Genomic DNA, 19,020 nt, shown 5'->3' on the forward strand with positions numbered 1-19,020 from the left:
TCGCTAAATGGATTGCGACTCGAGCTTCACCAAGTCGTGCAGTCGCTGGACCAGGTCGCTGTCGGCGGTCTTCTCCAGGTTCAGAACTCTGGCACGGCGTTCGAGCCAGAACTTGAGACGTTCCAGTTTGACGATCTCGAGATCCAGGGCTTCCTGGTCTTGGCGGAGTTCTTTCACCTCGGTGGCAGCTTTCTTCAGCGATGGGTACTGCTCGTGCTCAAGGATGATCGTTCGCAGCGCGTCCGGTTCTTCGGTCAGCAGAGTAACCGTCTTGGGATGCCACGGGTTGGTAATCTCGGGCCACTTCTTTTCCAGCGAGTCGCGGATCTTTCGCTTGAACCCACTGATTTCCCCGAGCTTGCGGCGAACGTCCCCGTCTACTTTCCGTTTGGCGCCCTTTTTGTCGCGGATCGCTTCTTCAACCTGTTTGCCTCGGTCGGCGTCGGAAAACTCGAATCGTTTGCTGAGGCCCTCAATCACCGCTCGTTCACTGGCGTCGGCACCGGCCATCAGTTGATCGATTGGCGTATGAATCGTGGACAGGTCCTTCTCCCCTTTGAGCGTCGAGTACTCGCGAAGGAAGAAGTCTGACGTGCGTGTCGGAATATCGATCGTGTCCGCATGCAGTGCGGTGTAAGCGTGTGCTTCCAAAAACGAAGTGATCCCGTCTTGGTCGAAGTCAGGCTTCTCGATTGATTGGCCTGTTCGCGACACACCACTCAGCGCTTCCCAGAAATAGGAGGAGTATTCGCGATACTCGGCCTGATCGACATTCGGCGTGCAGCCCGCGGCGACGCGGTCAGGCACCGTCGAAAAGAAGCCACAGCGGAGATGGTCAGCGAGGCCTTTGTCCGGATCGCCACCCTGGAAAATCAGGTTGCCGAAGCCGCCGCTGTAGCACTGCACCATCACGGCCACAAACGGGACATCGGCCGGCAATTCATCCAGTTTCTCGGTCCAATCCTTGGCCGTCATCTTGTCCTTGTACCAGAGATGCGTGATGTTGCCGCTGTAGGTTGGTTCGGTGCGATGCTTCTTGGCAGGCTTCTCTTCTTTTTGGGAGTCGGACTTTTCCTCTTTCGCAACGTCCTTCTTGGCGTCTTCTTTTTCGGCGTCGTCCGACTTTCCCTCTTCCTTTTTCTTCTTGTCTTTATCTTCCGGCTTGGCTTTCGGCGGTGGTGCGGGTTTGCTGTGGTCCTTGCCGCCGTGTCCAGTGAAGTAGAACAAGACGCGGTCACCCGAGTTTAGGCGGTGCGACAGGTCAGCCAGTGTCTTCTCGATACTCTCAGGCGTCGCTTCACCGTTGATGCCGGGAATGGTGCTGGAGCGGTAATCGAACTTGATCCCCTGCCCTGGGCCGACAATCTCAGCCATCAGTCGATGAATCTCTTCGTCGTCGCGATCGACATTTTCGTATTGCAGGTCGACATCAGGATTCGAGCCATCGGCGAACAAGATCCGGTGCTCGGCTTTCTCGAGTCCCAGTTGCGAAAGGACCCGTTGGAAATACAGAACATTGTTTTCCAGCGAGATCTGGTTTCCGTCCGCAACCGGACCACCACCGACCGTCAGGAAACGGTCTTCCGCTGCAAGGGGCGAACTGAATAAAAGAACGCCAGCGAGCAACATACCTGGGCAGAGATATTGGCGTAGCATCGGGAAACCTACGAAAAAAGTGCGTGAGTCTCAAACAAACTGAGCGGCACTCCATCGCCGAACGTGGGGTAAGCATCCTGAGAAGATAGGAAGTCGCGATTTGGTCGTCATCGCAACTCATTGGGGGCATGGGATAAGCTATTCAATATAACGATGCTTGCGCGGTATTGCACGTATCAAAACGGAAGTTTCGTGGCTCTCGATCGTGTTCAGCGCCGCATTCAGAGCCCTTAATCTCGCTGCTGGTCCGCACAATCGGACCAACCCTTATCCTCCGGTTGCGAGCTAGCAGCTTGTCCTGTTTTGCCTGATGGCGAAGATAGTCGTAAGGACATGCCCGGTATACTATGAGATTCCCACTAGGCAGCGCGAGTCGCTGGGCAGCCCGTTAAATCTACATAAACCAAGCGAAAGCCCATGGATAACAACGACGATTCTCCCAAACGGCGGGGCGATAAAGGTAATTCTGGCAATCTCTGGTACATCTTGGTGGCAGGGGCACTCGTGTTCCTGCTTGCTATGTACTTGTTGCAGTCGGGTTCCGAAGAGCTTGCCCAGCCTGACCTGGAGAAACTGATCGCTTCGATCGACGATAAGCCCGCCGAAGGCGTCGAGCCTGGCGTAACCGTCAAGCGAAAGGATAGCGACGGCAAAGTTTCCAGTATCCGCTACTCAAATTTGCGAAATGTCGAAATCGGTCCCAGCTCGGTCACGGCCGTTGTGGATCGATACAACAACGACAGTAAGGATCCAAGCACCGCGAAGACCGACGGGCAGAAGATTGTGACCTACCTGGTCCGCAGCGAAAACGCGGCCGGCAAGATCCAAACGATGCTCGATGAAGTGGGTTTCACCGACTACAAGGCGACCGGCCCCCCGAACTTCTTTGAAATCTATGGCGGTCCGCTGCTGATGATTGGGCTGGGGATTGCGTTCTGCTACTTCATGATTCGCCGTATCGGCGGGACTGGCAGTGCGATCGCCTTCGGTCGAAGCCGCGGCAAGCTGCACATGCAGGACGATTTGAACATCAGCTTCGACGACGTTGCCGGCATCGAAGAAGCCGTGGACGAAGTGAAGGAAATCGTCGACTTCCTCCGCTCGCCCGAAAAGTACCAGGAACTGGGTGGACGCATTCCCAAGGGGGTGCTGCTGGTCGGCCCTCCAGGAACGGGTAAGACGCTGCTGGCCAAGGCCATCGCCGGCGAAGCAGGCGTCTCGTTCTTCAGCATGAGCGGAAGCGACTTCGTTGAAATGTTCGTCGGTGTCGGTGCGGCCCGTGTGCGTGACTTGTTCCAACAAGCCGCAGCGAAGAGCCCTTGTATCATCTTCATCGACGAGTTGGATGCCCTGGGTAAGGCCCGCGGCGGCGGCATTGTCGGTGGGCATGACGAACGCGAACAAACGCTCAATGCCCTGCTGGTCGAGATGGACGGCTTTGAAGCGAATGCCGGGATCATCATCATCGCGGCAACCAACCGTCCCGAAATGTTAGACCCTGCCCTGCTCCGCCCTGGTCGATTCGATCGCCAGGTGCTGGTCGACCGACCCGACGCAGGCGGACGCGAAGACATCCTCCGCGTCCACGTACGCAGCGTGAAGCTCGACGATACGGTCAACCTGAAGAGTGTTGCCGCGATCACCACCGGTTTCTCCGGTGCTGACTTGGCCAATCTGGTCAACGAAGCGGCCCTGCTTGCCGCTCGTAAGGGCAAAGCGGCTGTGGGTATGGAAGAATTCGATGAAGGGGTCGAACGTGTTACCGCTGGTCTCGAGAAGAAGCAGCGTGTGATGCACGAAGACGAAAAACTGCGTGTGGCCTATCACGAAAGTGGCCATGCTCTGGTCGCGTACTGTCTTCCCAATACCGACCCGGTGCACAAGGTCTCGATCATTCCTCGCGGTTTGGCGGCCCTGGGTTACACGATGCAGCGACCAACCGAAGATCGCTTTCTGATGACGCAAAGTGAACTGGAAAGCCGCATTCAGGTGCTGCTTGCCGGAACGCTGGCCGAAGAAATGGTCTACGAAGAGATCTCGACGGGTGCCCAAAACGACCTGGAGCGGGCGACCGAAATCGCTCGGAGCATGGTCACCGACTACGGTATGAGCGGCTTAGGCCGGGTGAACTTCCGTGCCAGCGGACGTTCGGCCTTCATTCCGGAGCAGTCGGAAGAACGAGCCCGGTCGCACAGCGAAGAAACCTATCGCGAGATCGACCTCGAAATCAAACGCATCATCGACCAGTTGCTCAAACGCACCAAGGAGATGATGGAAGATCGTCGAGCAGCATTAGTTGCTTTGACCGAACGTCTGATGGAACTGGAAGTCGTCGATGCCGAGGAACTGAAACGCGTCATCGAAGAAACCTCCGGCGGTCCTCGCATTGTGCCAGGCACCGAAGTGAAGCGGCACGGAACGCCTAAGGAGATTAACTCGGACGACATCCCGCCTGCCGGTGCGGCGGATCAAGGAAGCTAGTCGAACCAGCTTCACCACGATTAATCACGAAAAACAAAGAGCCAAGGGAATAGCCCTTGGCTCTTTGTTTAGGTATGGTCGAAGCCAACGTTCGGACGCTCGAGGAGCTCATTCCCTCACCTAGAGATTCAGCGAGGATGATTATGTGGAGAGTTATCGGAGCGGTTGGGTCGATCTTTTTGGGTGTTGCAATCAGCATTTGGCAACTGAATCCTGGACCAACTCCACCTTACGATACGTGGTCGATCTCGGACGAAGAAGCGCTGGACGTTGCGGAGGCAATACTGCGTTATCAGATCGAGAACGAGGTTTCAGGACGTAAGGCCAAAAAGGCACAGTGGCTGTTTATGGTCTTTGGTGATACGCCCTCGGACGAGTTTGTCGCCCGGTTCCAAGATTTTCCACAAGTCATTAAATCGTTCGGCGAAGTCGATCCGGATGGTGATATCGTTCTCTTCATGATCAAGTCGGCCAGACGATTTGACGACACGACGATTCTGGCTATCGGCAAAGTCTACGGCGGGGATGACTCGCAGGATAAACCATTGATTGGCTTAGCTGGCGATGAAGATCTAACCGGTTACCGCGTCGAGCAGAATGATGGAGTCTGGAAAGTTGCTGCGGCGATAACAGCTAACACTCATCCGTGACAACATAGAAACCCCATACCGAGGCAGAGAACTCACCCGCGGCGAACTTTATTGTTCTGTCATCGTGGTGAATCTCGTAGATTTCAAGCTGATAGGTTTGACCGTATAACGGATCAATTACTTCAACTTGGTCCTGGGCAACACGTAACCATTTGTGCTGCCAGATGCGAACGCCCTCGATTTCTAGCGGGGAGTCTTCCGGGCCCGCACAGAGAAATTTCCAACGGTCGGGCATTATCGCCCTGCTTCATACCATGAGTAATGGCTGGCCATCGCTTCTTTCACTACGCCGGTCACAATCTGAATACTGACAGGCTTCTCCAGCAGTGAGAAGACTTCCACGCTCTCGGCCTGATTGGCGATGGCTTGGTCGAGTCCGCCGGTCAAAAGAATGTAGGGAATGTTGATTCCCAGGCTGCGACAGGCCGAAATCGACTCCAAACCGGTTCGCTCGGGCATGTGGAAATCGAATAGTGCGACGTGAACTGTAGTTCCCTGAGCTACGTGGATTGCCTCGTCGCCGTTGGCTGCCAGGATGGGTTCAAACCCGCGACGAGCAAACACCTCCGCCATCGTCTCGCGGAAGGCGCGATCGTCGTCGGTGATCAACATTGTGGGATGTTCAGAATTTCGCATGGCACTGAGTCGCTACGCACGCGTAACGTGTTGGCAGGACAAAAGCTTCGACGCTTTAACATGCAAATGTAGTTCCCATTTTTGGCTAGAAAGCCCACCAGGTGCAATACCGATCGATCGGATGCGGAAAATACGACAGAAAACGGTATCTTCCGGCCATTTTCACATTCGGCTAAGGGCAACTTTACCGACAGCTGCTGCCAATCTGACAGGAACATGTGGAAAACCTGCCCACTTTATCAGCAATGTTGATACTACCCTCGATTTTCGGTCTCTTAATGAAGGGGTACTTATAACTAAGTCGTGATTCCGCTATAACTTGTGACATGCGAGCGGCCCCTTTCGATGGATGGTCGGAGTAGCGGCCGAAGGGCGCTGATTGCGTCAAAAAGCGATCTGAAGACAACACTTGTAAGCGATATTTCGCCCTACCAGCGAAATGTCGATTTCGGAAAGGGTCTGTGGTGAGCTCGGCACCTAGTTTTTTACAACGCAACGAGTTCCTGTTGCGTCGCCTGCATTCTTTAACCGGCCTGATCCCCATCGGTGCCTACATGGTGGTGCACCTCTCGGTGAACGCCAGCGTGTTCGGCTCGCCGCGGTTGTTTCAGCGGTTAGTGTTTCATATCCATTCGCTGGGGCCACTGTTGCCGCTGGTCGAATGGTCGCTGATCTTTCTGCCGATCATCTTTCACGCCGTGTACGGCTTGATCATCACGAAAGATGGCAACCCGAACACGCAAAGCTACCCCTATAACAGCAACTTCCGCTACACGATGCAGCGGGCAACAGGGCTGATTGCGTTCCTGTTTATTGCCTGGCACGTGTTTCACATGCACGGTTGGATTCATGCCAGCTTCTGGGTGAATAACATTGCTCATCCGCTGTTCGGTGCTCAGTTCTCGCCGTACAACGCGGCCAGTAGCGGTGCCGAAGCGATGCAGGCCTCGATCATCGTGCCGATTCTCTACGCGATCGGCGTGCTGGCGGCCACGTTCCACTTCACCAACGGTCTGTTCACCTTTGGGATTACCTGGGGTTTCTGGATCAGTGCCAAGGCCCAGGAGAAGGCCAAGATTGTGGCCAACGTGCTGTTCGTTGTTCTGGCCGTCGTTGGCATGACTTCGATCATCGGGCTTTACTCGATGAGTTCAGAGAAGATCGCCGAAGTGCGTAAGGAAGAAGACAAAGCCTACGAGCTGCTGGTCGAAACAGGCGACATTGTGCCGAACGATCATAAGCACTCCAAAGAGTCGAAGTACTACCACGCGGAAGAATCGGACGACGCCGCCCAGGCCGAGTCGAAGCGTTAAAGCCACGCGACTCCTTTCGGTTAACCCCTGAAAGGAGAGACGCCGCCAATTGAAAACCCAAGAGCCAAAGGTGGACGGGAATGGCAGAGAAGCGAGTTCTAGTTGTCGGTGGTGGTTTGGCCGGTCTGGCTGCCACCATGAAGCTGGCCGAGTTGGGCATCAAAGTCGATTTGATGAGCCTCACGCCGGTCAAACGCTCGCACAGTGTGTGTGCTCAGGGTGGCATTAATAGTGTCAACGACGCCACTCGCCAACTGGGTGACGACGAATATAAGCACTTCGACGACACCGTCTACGGTGGCGACTTTCTGAATCACCAGCCTCCGGTCTACGAAATGGCCATGTGGGCTCCGAAGGTCATCGACCTAATGGATCGCCTGGGCGTTCCATTCAATCGAACGACGGAAGGTTTCATCGACCGTCGTCGTTTCGGCGGTACGCTCTACAAGCGAACGGCTTTCGCCGGTGCTACCACCGGACAGCAGCTGCTCTACGCCCTGGACGAACAAGTTCGCCGCTGGGAAGTCGAAGGCCTGGTCAAGAAGTACGAGATGTGGGACTTCCTTGGCCCAATCCAGAACGAAGACGGAACGTGCGTCGGTGCGGTTGCTCAAGACCTATACAGCATGGAAATCCGCTCGTTCAAGGCCGACGCCGTTGTCGTCGCGACCGGCGGGTGCGGTTTGATCTATGGCCGCAGCACGATGAGCATGACCTGTAACGGTTCGGCCGCCAGTCGCTGCGTGCAGGCCGGTGCCAAGTACGGTAACGGTGAGTGCATCCAGGTGCATCCGACGGCCATCCCCGGTGCGGATAAGCTTCGCCTGATGAGCGAGTCGGCTCGTGGTGAAGGGGGACGTGTTTGGGTTCCCAAGACCCCTCATGATTCTCGCGCTCCGAAAGACATTCCCGAATCGGAACGTTACTACTTCCTGGAAGAACGTTATCCGGAATACGGCAACCTGGTTCCTCGCGACATCGCCACGCGTGAAATCTTCGATGTCTGTGTGAACGGCGGACTCAGCGTTGAGACCGATCGACAGTGCGTTTACCTTGACCTGACGCACATCGAAGCGAGCGAACTCAATCGTAAGCTGGGCGGTATTCTCGATATCTACCGCAAGTTCCAAGGTGTCGACCCGTGTTACACGCCGATGCGGATTTTCCCGGCGGTTCACTACAGCATGGGTGGCCTGTGGACTAACTACGAGAAGAAAGAAAGCGGCGGTTTGGTTGCCGGTTCGCCGATCAACCAGCAGACGAATATCCCGAACTTGTACGCCATCGGCGAAGTCGATTACCACTACCACGGTGCAAACCGGTTGGGGGCGAACTCGCTGTTGTCGTGTATCTTCTCGGGGTTGTTCATCGCACCGGGTCTGGAGACCTTGCTGAGCAGCATGTCCCCAGGCACCTCGGCTGCCGATCAGCCAGCTTCGCTTTACGAGGCGGCCGTCAAGGAACACCAGGAACGTCACGACAACTTGCTCAAGCAGAAGGGGGACGAAAACCCTTACCTGATCCATCAGGAGCTGGGCAATATGATGACCAACATTGCGACGGTCGTGCGAAAGAACGCGCAGCTCGAAGAAGGCATCGGCAAGCTGGCCGACCTAAAGGAGCGAGCTTGGAAGTGTGCTTTGAGCGATACGGGCAACTGGTCAAACCAGAACGTGCTGTTCACCAAGGCCCTGCAAGACATGTTCCCGATCGCCGAGGCGATCCTCAAGGGTGCGTTGCAGCGTGACGAATGCCGCGGTGCTCACTACAAGCCCGAGTTTGAACTACCAGGCCTCACCGCTACCGATCCCGTCGAACATCGTCGTCAGGCCGAAGAGTGGTGCGACAAGTTTGAAGCAAACGTCGATAAGTTCCTCAAGAGCACCATCGCGACCTACGATGGAAAAGACGTCAATATCAGCTACGAAGAAGTCGATACAAGCATCGAGCCACCACGGCCTCGCCTGTACGGCCTCGTTGGAGCCGAACAGATCAGTGAAGTTTGGAAGGAACGGAAAGCGAAGAAGAAAGCCGCAGCCCAAGGCGATCCCGCCGCTGCGACTGGTTAGTTTCCGCCTTCGAATGTGTCAGAGATGGCTTGGCTTAGGCCAAGCGTACAGCACAGAAAACTGGAACCTGAAAAGCTAAGAATATGATTGCCCATTCGCAAAATACGCCAAAAACGTTCTTCGTGAAAATCCTTCGCCAGGATGGTCCGGGGAAACCAAGCTATTGGCAACGGTTCGAGCTCGACTACGAATCCGAACTGAACGTGATCAGCGTGCTGCAGAAGATCGCCGCCAAGGCGAAGACTTCCAACGGCGAGAAGACCACGCCTGTTTGCTGGGATTGTGGCTGCCTGGAAGAAGTTTGCGGTGCCTGCACGATGGTGATCAACGGCAAGGTTCGTCAGTCCTGCTCGTGCCTGGTCGACAAGCTGCTGGAAGACGGCAACGAGATCGAACTTCGTCCGATGACCAAGTTCCCGGTCGTGCGGGACCTGTTCGTTGATCGTAGCCGCATGTTCAACGCCCTGAAGAAGGTCAAAGGTTGGATCCCGGCCGACGGTTACTACGACCTGGGGCCAGGTCCGAAGCAGTCGCGCGGGAACCAGGAAATGGCCTACCCGCTGAGCGAATGCATGACGTGCGGCTGCTGCGTGGAAGCATGCCCGCAGTACTCGAAGATCGAATTGATGCCGCATTCCGGCGAATCAGATGCCGACTTCGAGAAGCGTAAGCTCGATGCCTACAGCCATGGCTTTGTCGGCCCCGCGGCGATCAGCCAGGTGGTGCTGTTCAACTTGCACCCCACCGGCAAGATGATGGCTGGAGAACGCCTCGACGCACTGACCGACGAAGGTGGTATTCAGGTTTGCGGTAACGCCCAGAACTGTGTGGCCGTCTGCCCAAAGAAGATTCCGCTGACGATGAGCATCGGCAAGATCGGGCGTGATACGACCTTCAACACGCTTCGCAAATGGTTCGATCGCCCCGCGAGCAAGCACTAAGCCACTCCGGTTCCCTCGCCCCTTAGGGGAGAGGGCTAGGGTGAGGGGCGACGAAGGTACACGGCTGCCGCGCATGACAGATGCTTCCAGTTCTTTAAGATTCGACGGCAAGGTGGCCCTGATTACCGGGGCCAGCGATCGCGGTATCGGCGGAGCGATTGTCGAGCGTCTCTCGAAAGAAGGAGCCTCGATTGTCGTTGCCAATCGCCACGAGCCCAAACGCGTTCTCAAGCGGCTCGAGCGACAAGGCACCCCGTTTCTCTATCAAAACTGCGATGTCACCAGCGACGAGCAGATTGCGGCACTGAAGACCGCGGCCGAGGAAAAGTTCGGCAAGATCGATTACCTGATCAATAACGCCGGCATCGAGCTTTGCCAGAACCTGGAAGACTACGCTGAAGGTCAGTGGCAACAACTGTTGGATATCAACCTGACCGGTGCGATTCGCATGACCCGGGCATTTCTGCCGCTGCTGCCATCGCCCGGCGGTGTCATCCTCAATGTGGCCTCAGCCCTGGGGCTGGGTGGGTGCGTTGGCTTCTCGGTTTACAGTGCCAGTAAAGCAGGCCTCAACGGCTTCACGCAGTCGTTGGCCTGGGAACTGGGGCCGAAGAAGATCCGCGTCGTCGCCGTCGCTCCTGGTATCGTCACCACGCCGATGGCCATGCGTTTCGCCGAAGAATGCGAAACCCGCGAGGAAGTCGAACAGCTACGCCAGGATATCGAAGCCTGTCATCCGTTGGGCGTTGGCGTGCCGCACGACGTAGCCAACGCCGTCGCGTTTCTCGTCTCGGAAGAAGCCAGCTGGATCACCGGCGTCACGCTGCCGCTGGGCTGGGCACCGCACTATGACTTGCCGATGCATCGGTATGTTTAGGTCGCGGGATACATTTGCTGTTCGACTTTGCGATCGATCTGCTCCTGAAGTTCTTCGATCGTCATTTTCTTGCCCTTGATGGCATCGGCCTGCTTGCCGGTGAACCTGTACATCGAGCTTTCTTCTGTCGACTTGATTATTCCAAAGTAATAGATCTCGGTTCGGGTGATCGTTTTTGGGCCTTGGATGTCGACCGTCTTATTTCCGTATGTTGGAAAACGAATGTATACTCCGGTGCCATCGGGAAGGGAAACACGGATACTAGTATCGGGACCTCTCGTGCTTGGCAAATGGACGGTACCATTTGCGTCGGTCACGGCATGACCGTATTGAGAATTGAAGAACCCAACCGGAGCGTTCGCGACAGGTTTGCCAAAGACTTTTACGGTAAGTGACGGTGGCGAAATCCAATCCAGCGACGCAAGATAGATCACGACAAGAATCAGCCCGAAGACAGCCGGAATGATGAAGTCGTTCTTGGTCATAGTGGCGTTGGGTGAGCGGTCGATGGTTGGAGACTAGCTCCAATGCTACTAGACCGAACCCAAGAAATCCAACGTGATTGCGGCGGCTTCGTCCGTCTTTTCGTAGGGGACCATGTGCCCGCACTCTTCCAGGACGGCCAGCTTGGCATTGGGCAAATGCTCTGTGTAGTACTCGCCGTGGGCCAATGGGATCAGCTTGTCATGACGGCCCCAGATGACTTGTACCGGGCCGTCCAGCCGATGCAGGTGCCCTGCCAGTTTGGGATCGTGCAGATAAGGGTTCCAGCCAACACGAGCCGTCGCTTCACGTGCTCGCAGCCACATGAGGATCCGCGGGTCGTTGGTATCGGCTGGGAAGTAGTCGATCGCTTCCTGGCTGGCGGGATCGAAGAAGAGCAACTCGCGGAGCTTGTCGAAGCTGTCGATGAACAGCTCTTCCATCGGGGACCCATCCACGTGCAAACCGGCTGCGGCGATCATCACCAGCGGGCCGATCAGGTTGGGGCGAATCAGTTTCACTTCGGCCGCGGTCCAGGCACCCAGAGAGTAGCTGACGACCGGAACGTTCTCCAGGTTTAGCTCGCCCAGCAGGTCGACATAGTGCCAGGCCAGGTCGTGGATGTCTTCGATCTGGTCCAGGCCTTCGCTGAGCGCGAAGCCAGGATGAGCCGGTAGGTAGACGGTGTACTTCTCGGCCAGCTTGTGATGAAACGCGATCGGTTCGGTCTCGCCGCCAGCTGAGTGCAGGTAAAGCAGCGGAGGACCTTCGCCCAGGATGGTGAGCTGCGTTTTCTTACCGGCGATGTTGAGCGTCTTGTTTTCAGTTTTCATGCGGAAGGAGCGTTCTGTTTTCAGTGTTCAGTTTTCAGCAAGAAGACTTGCGGCGCTTAACTCGTCAGAGCGGCATTCATCTCTTCGCGAAGGCCGGGCATGACCTTTTCGGCGAACAGCTTCATGTTCTTGCAGGTCATGTCGTGCGGTAGCGTACCGAGTTGGAACAAGCCCAGCAGGTTGCCCACGCCCAGCTTCTTGATGCGTTCGGATAGCTTCTGACGCACGGTGTCGGGGCTGCCGACAATGGCGTACCCGCCTGCTTCGATGTCTTCGCGGGTTTCGCAGGTGCTCATGAACTGCTGCAGGCCCTTCTGGATGCCAGCGATCGAGCGAGCCGACGTGTAGCCAGGCGGGAAGACCACCAAGCCCTTGAGCAGCTTCTTCACGAAGTACCAGAGATGCGGTTCGTACTCGGCCCAGGCTTGTTCATCCGTTTCCGCACAGTAGATCGGCAGCAGCCAGCCAAGCTGTTCCGGATCGGTTGTGTAGTCGCACTTCTCGCATTCGTCGCGGAACATGTCGAAGTTGCGTTGGAAGAAGTCCATGTGAAAGTACGGAATGCCCATGTAGGCGAAGCGGCGCTGAGCGACGAACTGAATCGTTTCGCGGCTACCAGCTCCGGGGATCCAGATTGGCGGATGCGGCTGCTGGATCGGACGCGGCCATGGATTGACGTACTTCAGCTTCCAATGCTTGCCGTAGTGCTCGAACGGACCTGGCTCGGTCCAGGCACGAATGATTAAGTCGAACGCTTCCCGGTACATCTCGCGGGCAAACGTCGGGTTCTTCGAGAAGCTGTAGTATTCAGGACCACCACCGACAACCAGACCGGCAATCAATCGACCGCCGCTGATGCAGTCGATCATCGAGAACTCTTCGGCGCAGCGGGTGGGCGGATCGTAGAAGGGAATCGCGTTGCCCACCACGGCGATGCGGCAGTTCTTGGTCTGACGGGCCAGGATCGAGGCCATCAGGTTCGGGCTGGGCATCGTGCCGTAAGCATTCTGGTGATGCTCGTTGACGCACACCCCGTCGAAGCCCAGCTGGTCGGCGAGCACCAACTGATCGAGATAGTTGTTGTACAGTTCGCCGCCATGCTCTGGGTCGAACATTTCGTTAGGGAGCCAGGTCCAGGCCGTGTCGTACTTCTCGGCAAAGTCGTCCGGCAACCGGTCCCAGGGCATCAAGTGGAAGGCGAAGAATTTCATGGGTGATTCTCTTTGGAAGATCCGGTTCCCTCTCGACCGCAGGCGATGGAGAGGGGATCAGATGCAAAGGCGTTTGAGTTGCCCCAATTTGTTTCTATTAAAGTCGCCAAAATGCGCATCTGTGACAACCCGAGAAGTTGGTTTCTCTTGCCTACAGGCGCAAAAAAACACCCCGGAGAGGTGCAAAGACCTGACCGGGGTGCTTGGTATGTTAAACGGCGTAAGTCGTGCTTACTTCGCCATTTCCAAATCTTTCTTACGTTCGGCAATCACTTCTTCCTGAATGTGGGAAGGAGTTGGCTTGTAGCTGCCCAGTTCCATGCTGAACGTACCCTGACCTTGGGTCATGCTACGAAGTTCCGTCGCGTAACCGAACATGGCGGCCAAAGGAATTTCAGCCCGGATGACGGTGGTGTCACCGTTCATGTCGGTCTGGTTGACCATCCCACGGCGGACAATGATGTCGCCGGTAACAGGACCTTGGAACGCTTCTGGAATTTCGACTTCCACGTTCATGACAGGTTCAAGCAAGGTCGGTTTCATCTTCATGAAGTTCTCGCGGAAGCAACCCTTGGCAGCCGTCTTAAACGCCATTTCCGAGGAGTCCACATCGTGGTACGAACCATCCGAAAGGACGATCTTCATACCCACAACCGGGAACTCGCCGACAGGGCCTTTGGCCATGCAGTCTTCAAAGCCAGCCTTAACCGCTGGGATGTATTCCTTAGGAATACGACCCTGGCTGATCTTGTCTTCGAAGATGAAGTTTTCGGCGTCTTCGCTATCCTGCGGAATCGGTTCCATGCTGCCCACGATGTGAGCGAACTGACCGGAACCACCCGTCTGCTTCTTATGCTTGTAGTTGTACTCGACGGGTTGCGTTGGGCTTTCGCGGTACGAAACCTTCGGTGGGCCGGTTTCAACTTCCACCTTGTATTCGCGCTTGATTCGCTCAACGTAAACGTCCAAGTGCAACTCACCCATACCGGCGATGATCGTTTCGTTCGTCTCGGCATCGGTGAACACGTGGAAGGTTGGGTCTTCCTTACGGAAACGCTGCAGGGCCTTGCTCAGCTTGTCGCTGTCGTCTCGGCTCTTCGGGGCGATCGAGATCTTGATGACCGGGATCGGCACGAAGATGTTTTCCAGCGAACAGTATTCGCGTTCTTTCGCGTACGTATCACCGGAAGCACAATCTATACCGGTCACGGCGATAATATCACCGGCACCTGCGGAATCGATTTCTTCACGCTTGTTCGAGTGCATTCGCACGATACGAGCGAAACGTTCGGTCTTGCCGGTACGCTGATTGACGTACGGTTGACCCTTTTCGATCGTACCTTGGTAGATACGCATGAACGTCAGCTGACCGTAGGGGTCTTCGACGATTTTGAACGCCATGCCGACGAAATCCTTCTTAGGATCGCAAGCCAGCGGAATCTTCTCGTCCGATTCGACGAACGTGTTGGCCGAGTACTTCACTTCCAGTGGCGACGGCAGGTAACGCACGATCGCGTCCAACAGCGTTTGCACGCCCTTGTTCTTGAAAGCGGTACCCATGAAGACTGGGGTGATCTGCAGGCCAACAACCGCGTCGTGCGTGGTCTTGTAGACCAGGTCGTTAGGCACTTCTTCTTCGGACAGCAGCAGTTCCATGATCTCGTCGCTGTAGTTCGACAGTGCTTCGAGCATGTCGTGACGAGCCTGCTTGGCCGTTTCTTCCAGGTCGGCTGGAATGGCTTCCTTACGGACCGTTTCGCCCTTTTCACCATCGTAGTAGATGGCTTCCATTTCGATCAGGTCGACAACGCCCTTGAAGTTGTCTTCCTTGCCGATCGGAAGTTGGTAAGCAATGGCGTCAACACCCAGCTTGTCGCGCATCTGCTGGATAACGCTGTCTGGGTTGGCACCGGTACGGTCCATCTTGTTGATGAAGGCCAGACGCGGAACCTTATAACGCTTCATCTGGCGGTCAACGGTGAGCGACTGGGCCTGAACACCACCGACCGAGCAGAGAACGAGAATCGCACCGTCGAGCACGCGGAGCGAACGTTCCACTTCCACGGTAAAGTCAACGTGGCCCGGAGTATCGATCAGGTTGATCGGGTGACCATTCCAGGCAACGCTCGTGGCGGCCGAGGTAATGGTAATACCACGTTCTTTTTCCAGTTCCATATGGTCCATGGTCGCGCCATCGCCACCACCGCGGACTTCTTCGATCTTGTGGATACGACCACTATAGAACAGGATGCGCTCGCTCAGCGTCGTTTTACCGGAGTCGATGTGAGCCGAAATACCGATGTTTCGTAGTTTCTTCAGGTCCATAATGTCACGATTGATTTAAAAAACAGGTGTAAGGGTGCGAAAGGAATCGGGGCGTCTCGGTGGGTTGGAAAGAGATGACCCGAAACCATTAATCGGAAACAGAATCCGGTAATACCGCTACTGACTCGTCTCGGACATCGGGCCCAGTCTGCCCTAAAAGGGCTCGCGGAGCCTGTGTATAGTGATCCAGCATCTTACTGGTTTTGGCTTTTCCCGCTAGGTCACTTAGGAGAAACCAGCGCACATGTCCAGAGGGGAACGTCAGCTTAAGCGGCAGCTGAAATTCCTGGTCCCACAACGATGGGACGACGCGACGGAAGAATGGGAAGATGGATGGTCTTCATAAATGTGCGGGAACAAATTCCCTGTAAAGGCTTAACTGGCCAATAGTTATCACCGGCAAGCGACCCTCAAAAGGCTCTCGGCGTCCCTTATCGGGAATCACAAAGTGTTAAGGGATGGCAAAGCGCCCTAGCCGCTTGACTCCCTATTTGTATACCAAGGCCCTCAAATGGGGAAGGCGAAAATTTCACCGTTTTTTATCAATGCGGTGAACCCTGGAATGCCGGATGTACCGCTTTTCTTCGGATCGGTGGTGTGATGGTCACCGGATCATCCAGCAAACAGTAGAGACCTTGCTTACCGCTTCGGTTCGCGATAAGCCTGGCGTTTTTCGTACAGGGCCAGCCGATGTTGTAGGAATGGCTTCTCCGAGGTCGGTGCCTTCTTGATCGCTTCGCCGACTCGTGCTTTGGCGACATCGAACTGCCCGGTCGCGGCTTCCGCGGCGGCCAGTGTATCGAAGTAGCGGAAGTCGAGGCCGTCCGACTGGGTAACGGCTGCCTTGGCGAACCGCAGGGCCAGTTCCGGGTTGCGGTACGTATCGTCAGGGCAGGTTGCCAGAATCCAAGCCAGGCCTTGCTGGGCTCGGGGGAGATCCTTTTCGACGGAGAGCGCCTTCTTGTAATCGAGAACAGCCTCTTTGAAGTAACCCAGGTCGCTGTAGGCGTCGGCTCGGTTCGACAAAACCAGCGCGTTCTCGGGGGCAAGTTTGACGGCCTGGTTGTAGGCCATCATCGCGGCCTCGTAGTTTTCCAGACGATAGAAACAGTGAGCCTGACCGGTCATCGCGCCGACGTCTTTCGGGTTCAGCTTCAGCACCGTTTGATACTGCTTCAAAGCCGGAGCAAAGTGACTGGCTTCGTACAACAGTTCCGCTTTGTTGTAGATGGCCGTTTCAAACTTGGGGTTCAGCTGAATGGCCAAGTCCAAGTCGGCCAGCGCCTGCTCGATTTGTCCGAGCAAAGCATACGACAGCGCTCGGTTGTGAATCGCTTGCCAATGCTTGGGATTCTTCTTGATGGCCAGCGAGAAGTCTTTCAGCGCGGCTGCTTCCAGCTTCTGGATATTCTCGGGGTCGTCGGTCATGAGGGACGTTTCGGCGTAGATCTCGCCCCGTTTATTGCGTGCCCAGGCCTCGAGCTTGGTAAAGTACTCGACCTGTTCTTCGCCTAGTTCCAGCTCGCTGGCTTCTTCGCAGATATCGATCAGACGGGTCAGTTCGTCCTGGTTTTCAGCCGTATCGCTTAGCTTCGCTGCTTCGGTGATCATGGCCTTGATGTCTTGGCCGTGAACCATCGAAACACAAGCGAACAGAACAAACCATGTCCAACCGGATTGCCAAAGCATCTTCCGCATGACAGCTAATCTCGCCACAAAAAACCGAGCCACTGGCTCTTCTACCTAAGGGGTACCGGCGGCGACTTTAGCGAGTTCACCGAAAGAGGGATAGAGCGATTCGGTGAGGTGATAGCATGCCTGCTGTTTAGCGCTGACGATCTTCTTCCTCAAGCAGCTGGATCTCGGCTGCCAGTCGCCGCGCTTTGCCTTGCAGGAACTCGCCGGCGGGAATCTGGCCCGACTGGGTGTAGGCGTACAGCTTCTTCTCTTGTTCTTTCAGAAGTTTCACGCGGGCCTTGTGCAGTTCGAGTCGTTCTTCGTCCGACTCGGCCAGGTCGAGTTTGGCGTCCATAAGGTTCGACTCTGCATCGTAGACTTCCACGATGGCAACCTGTCCGGCGACATATTTGGCGTACACCACTTTGTAGTAGTCATTTAACGCATCGCGCTTCTCGATCATCAGTTCGCGGATCTTGTCGGCATTGGGCGACTTCTCCGCCGCGGGCGAATCCGCCGCAGGGGGCGTTTCGTCCTGGGCGACTGCTAGCGACCAGGTACTGCCAACAACAAGCATGAAGAGAACAGGGGTGAACCATCGCATGGCATTCGATCCTTCGACAAGCGGAACAAAAAATAGCCTCAGCAAAGCGCGGAGGCCATTGTAACGGTCAACGTTGGAATCTGTCACGATGAACTCGTGCAGCCAGTTGATCGCTTCGCGATCTAGGGAAACGGTCGCCAGCGGTCGTACGGCCAGTAGATTTCAGTTGCGATGCCAATGATGTATTCCTGGGGCACGGCATAAGGGCTTAAGCCCGTTTTGGCAGGGCTACGCCACAAGCGTGAATCTTTGGCGTTGGTGGTGAAGTCACCCAGGACGAAGTATTCGTCATCTTCAAGCTTGGCCGGTTCATCAACGGTGCCCCACAGGAAATAGCCGATGGGCAAACCCTCCATGTGATCGGCATAGCGAATGCCTTCCAGTTCCGGCGGCAGGGTAAGTGGTTTGCCATCGGCATAGACAGAACCATTTTCAATGTGGATCGTTTCACCCGGCATACCAACCAGACGCATGATGTATTTCACTTGCGGATTCTCCGGATAGCGGAAGACCAGCAGGTCCCAGCGTTTCGGAGTAGAGCGTTTGGAGACGAGGATTCTATCCCCACTGTAGAATTCATCCGTCGGTGGACAGCCCTGGGTGATATGAAAGTTATCGCAGATCATATCGACGTCTTCGAAGAATTCGTCCGAGATGTAATCTCTCGGAGCCGAACCATACCGGGTTGCTCCGCACTCGGGGCATTCCGCACGAATGTGTCTACCCAACAGCGTCGGGCTCATAGCCGAGGACGGGATCTTGTAAGCCTCGAATACATAGGGCGTGAGGATCAAGTTAATTACTAACAGCATGCCGACCATTGGCGCGAAAGTGGGAAGTGACACGAGCACGGCGTTTTTAGGGGGTAGCTGAAAGAGGCCAGCGACCAGGACGATCGTGCTTATGACGTAGGCGACAGCGATCAGCCCCCAACTTGCTACCCACGGCAAACCTGCCGCAGTCATCATCCGAATCAGGATGCCGTTTATGACCTGGAAACCTACGATGATTACCAAGCCCGCCAGGGTGATTTTCCACCAGGAGAACGTCGTTGCTTTGATCCACTTGAGTCCCAGTGCGAGAGCAATAATCCAGAGGATTAGCGTTAGTGTCTTCAGGATTCCAAAGAAAAGCAGACCGAGCATGAAGTTCCGTTCTTCGATGAGGGGTGTTAACGGGGCGAGGGCCATTGCTTCATCAAGAAATGAAAAAGCCCTCGTATCACGGTGGCGATACGAGGGCAATTCTAATCGGGCGTGAGCCT

Annotated in this window: 15 protein-coding genes; 6 read left to right on the plus strand and 9 right to left on the minus strand. The window is 55.6% G+C overall.

Annotated features, from left to right (window positions below):
* Nucleotides 1-3: 3 nt before the first annotated feature.
* Nucleotides 4-1,656 (minus strand): hypothetical protein, encoded by a 1,653-nt coding sequence (locus tag PSR63_RS15190; protein WP_274326523.1) that lies wholly within the window; start codon nucleotides 1,654-1,656, stop codon nucleotides 4-6.
* A 417-nt stretch (nucleotides 1,657-2,073) separates the two neighbouring features.
* On the opposite strand from PSR63_RS15190, the gene ftsH reads away from it, so the two are divergent.
* On the plus strand, nucleotides 2,074-4,137 hold the full coding sequence (gene ftsH / locus PSR63_RS15195; RefSeq protein WP_338000648.1) for an ATP-dependent zinc metalloprotease FtsH: 2,064 nt from the start codon (nucleotides 2,074-2,076) through the stop codon (nucleotides 4,135-4,137).
* A 143-nt stretch (nucleotides 4,138-4,280) separates the two neighbouring features.
* A complete protein-coding gene (locus PSR63_RS15200; RefSeq protein ID WP_274326524.1) occupies nucleotides 4,281-4,787 on the plus strand; it encodes a hypothetical protein in 507 nt (168 codons plus the stop codon).
* A 234-nt stretch (nucleotides 4,788-5,021) separates the two neighbouring features.
* Here PSR63_RS15200 and PSR63_RS15205 read toward each other — a convergent pair whose 3' ends face one another.
* Entirely contained in the window at nucleotides 5,022-5,423 is a 402-nt protein-coding gene (locus PSR63_RS15205) for a response regulator (protein WP_274326525.1), read from the minus strand.
* A 506-nt stretch (nucleotides 5,424-5,929) separates the two neighbouring features.
* On the opposite strand from PSR63_RS15205, the gene PSR63_RS15210 reads away from it, so the two are divergent.
* The 4 genes from PSR63_RS15210 (at nucleotide 5,930) to PSR63_RS15225 (ending at nucleotide 10,623) form a co-directional block, all read left to right on the plus strand.
* A complete protein-coding gene (locus tag PSR63_RS15210) occupies nucleotides 5,930-6,736 on the plus strand; it encodes a succinate dehydrogenase cytochrome b558 subunit (protein ID WP_274326526.1) in 807 nt (268 codons plus the stop codon).
* 80 nt (nucleotides 6,737-6,816) lie between these two features.
* Nucleotides 6,817-8,805 (plus strand): succinate dehydrogenase flavoprotein subunit, encoded by a 1,989-nt coding sequence (gene sdhA, locus PSR63_RS15215; protein WP_274326527.1) that lies wholly within the window; start codon nucleotides 6,817-6,819, stop codon nucleotides 8,803-8,805.
* 83 nt (nucleotides 8,806-8,888) lie between these two features.
* Nucleotides 8,889-9,746 carry a succinate dehydrogenase iron-sulfur subunit gene (gene sdhB, locus PSR63_RS15220; RefSeq protein ID WP_274326528.1) on the plus strand — a complete coding sequence of 286 codons (858 nt, stop codon included), beginning with the start codon at nucleotides 8,889-8,891 and terminating at the stop codon, nucleotides 9,744-9,746.
* A gap of 73 nt (nucleotides 9,747-9,819) precedes the next feature.
* Nucleotides 9,820-10,623 (plus strand): SDR family NAD(P)-dependent oxidoreductase, encoded by an 804-nt coding sequence (locus PSR63_RS15225; protein ID WP_274326529.1) that lies wholly within the window; start codon nucleotides 9,820-9,822, stop codon nucleotides 10,621-10,623.
* Here PSR63_RS15225 and PSR63_RS15230 read toward each other — a convergent pair.
* The 7 genes from PSR63_RS15230 to lepB all read right to left on the minus strand — a co-directional run bounded on the left by PSR63_RS15230 (nucleotide 10,620) and on the right by lepB (nucleotide 18,901).
* Nucleotides 10,620-11,108, minus strand: a complete 489-nt coding sequence (locus tag PSR63_RS15230; RefSeq protein ID WP_274326530.1) for a hypothetical protein — start codon at nucleotides 11,106-11,108, stop codon at nucleotides 10,620-10,622. The two genes, PSR63_RS15225 and PSR63_RS15230, sit on opposite strands and share 4 nt — an antisense overlap.
* Before the next feature lie 48 nt (nucleotides 11,109-11,156).
* On the minus strand, nucleotides 11,157-11,939 hold the full coding sequence (locus PSR63_RS15235; protein WP_274326531.1) for an alpha/beta fold hydrolase: 783 nt from the start codon (nucleotides 11,937-11,939) through the stop codon (nucleotides 11,157-11,159).
* Nucleotides 11,940-11,995: 56 nt separating this feature from the next.
* On the minus strand, nucleotides 11,996-13,150 hold the full coding sequence (locus PSR63_RS15240) for an LLM class flavin-dependent oxidoreductase (RefSeq protein WP_274326532.1): 1,155 nt from the start codon (nucleotides 13,148-13,150) through the stop codon (nucleotides 11,996-11,998).
* 231 nt (nucleotides 13,151-13,381) lie between these two features.
* Nucleotides 13,382-15,475 (minus strand): elongation factor G, encoded by a 2,094-nt coding sequence (gene fusA / locus PSR63_RS15245; protein WP_274326533.1) that lies wholly within the window; start codon nucleotides 15,473-15,475, stop codon nucleotides 13,382-13,384.
* Nucleotides 15,476-16,114: 639 nt separating this feature from the next.
* A complete protein-coding gene (locus tag PSR63_RS15250) occupies nucleotides 16,115-17,173 on the minus strand; it encodes a tetratricopeptide repeat protein (protein WP_274326534.1) in 1,059 nt (352 codons plus the stop codon).
* 127 nt (nucleotides 17,174-17,300) lie between these two features.
* Nucleotides 17,301-17,756, minus strand: a complete 456-nt coding sequence (locus PSR63_RS15255) for a hypothetical protein (protein WP_274326535.1) — start codon at nucleotides 17,754-17,756, stop codon at nucleotides 17,301-17,303.
* 122 nt (nucleotides 17,757-17,878) lie between these two features.
* Nucleotides 17,879-18,901: a signal peptidase I gene (gene lepB, locus PSR63_RS15260; protein WP_274326536.1), complete on the minus strand. Its 1,023-nt coding sequence runs from the start codon at nucleotides 18,899-18,901 to the stop codon at nucleotides 17,879-17,881.
* Nucleotides 18,902-19,020: the final 119 nt, after the last annotated feature.

The sequence above is a fragment of the Bremerella sp. P1 genome (assembly GCF_028748185.1).
GTDB lineage: Bacteria > Planctomycetota > Planctomycetia > Pirellulales > Pirellulaceae > Bremerella.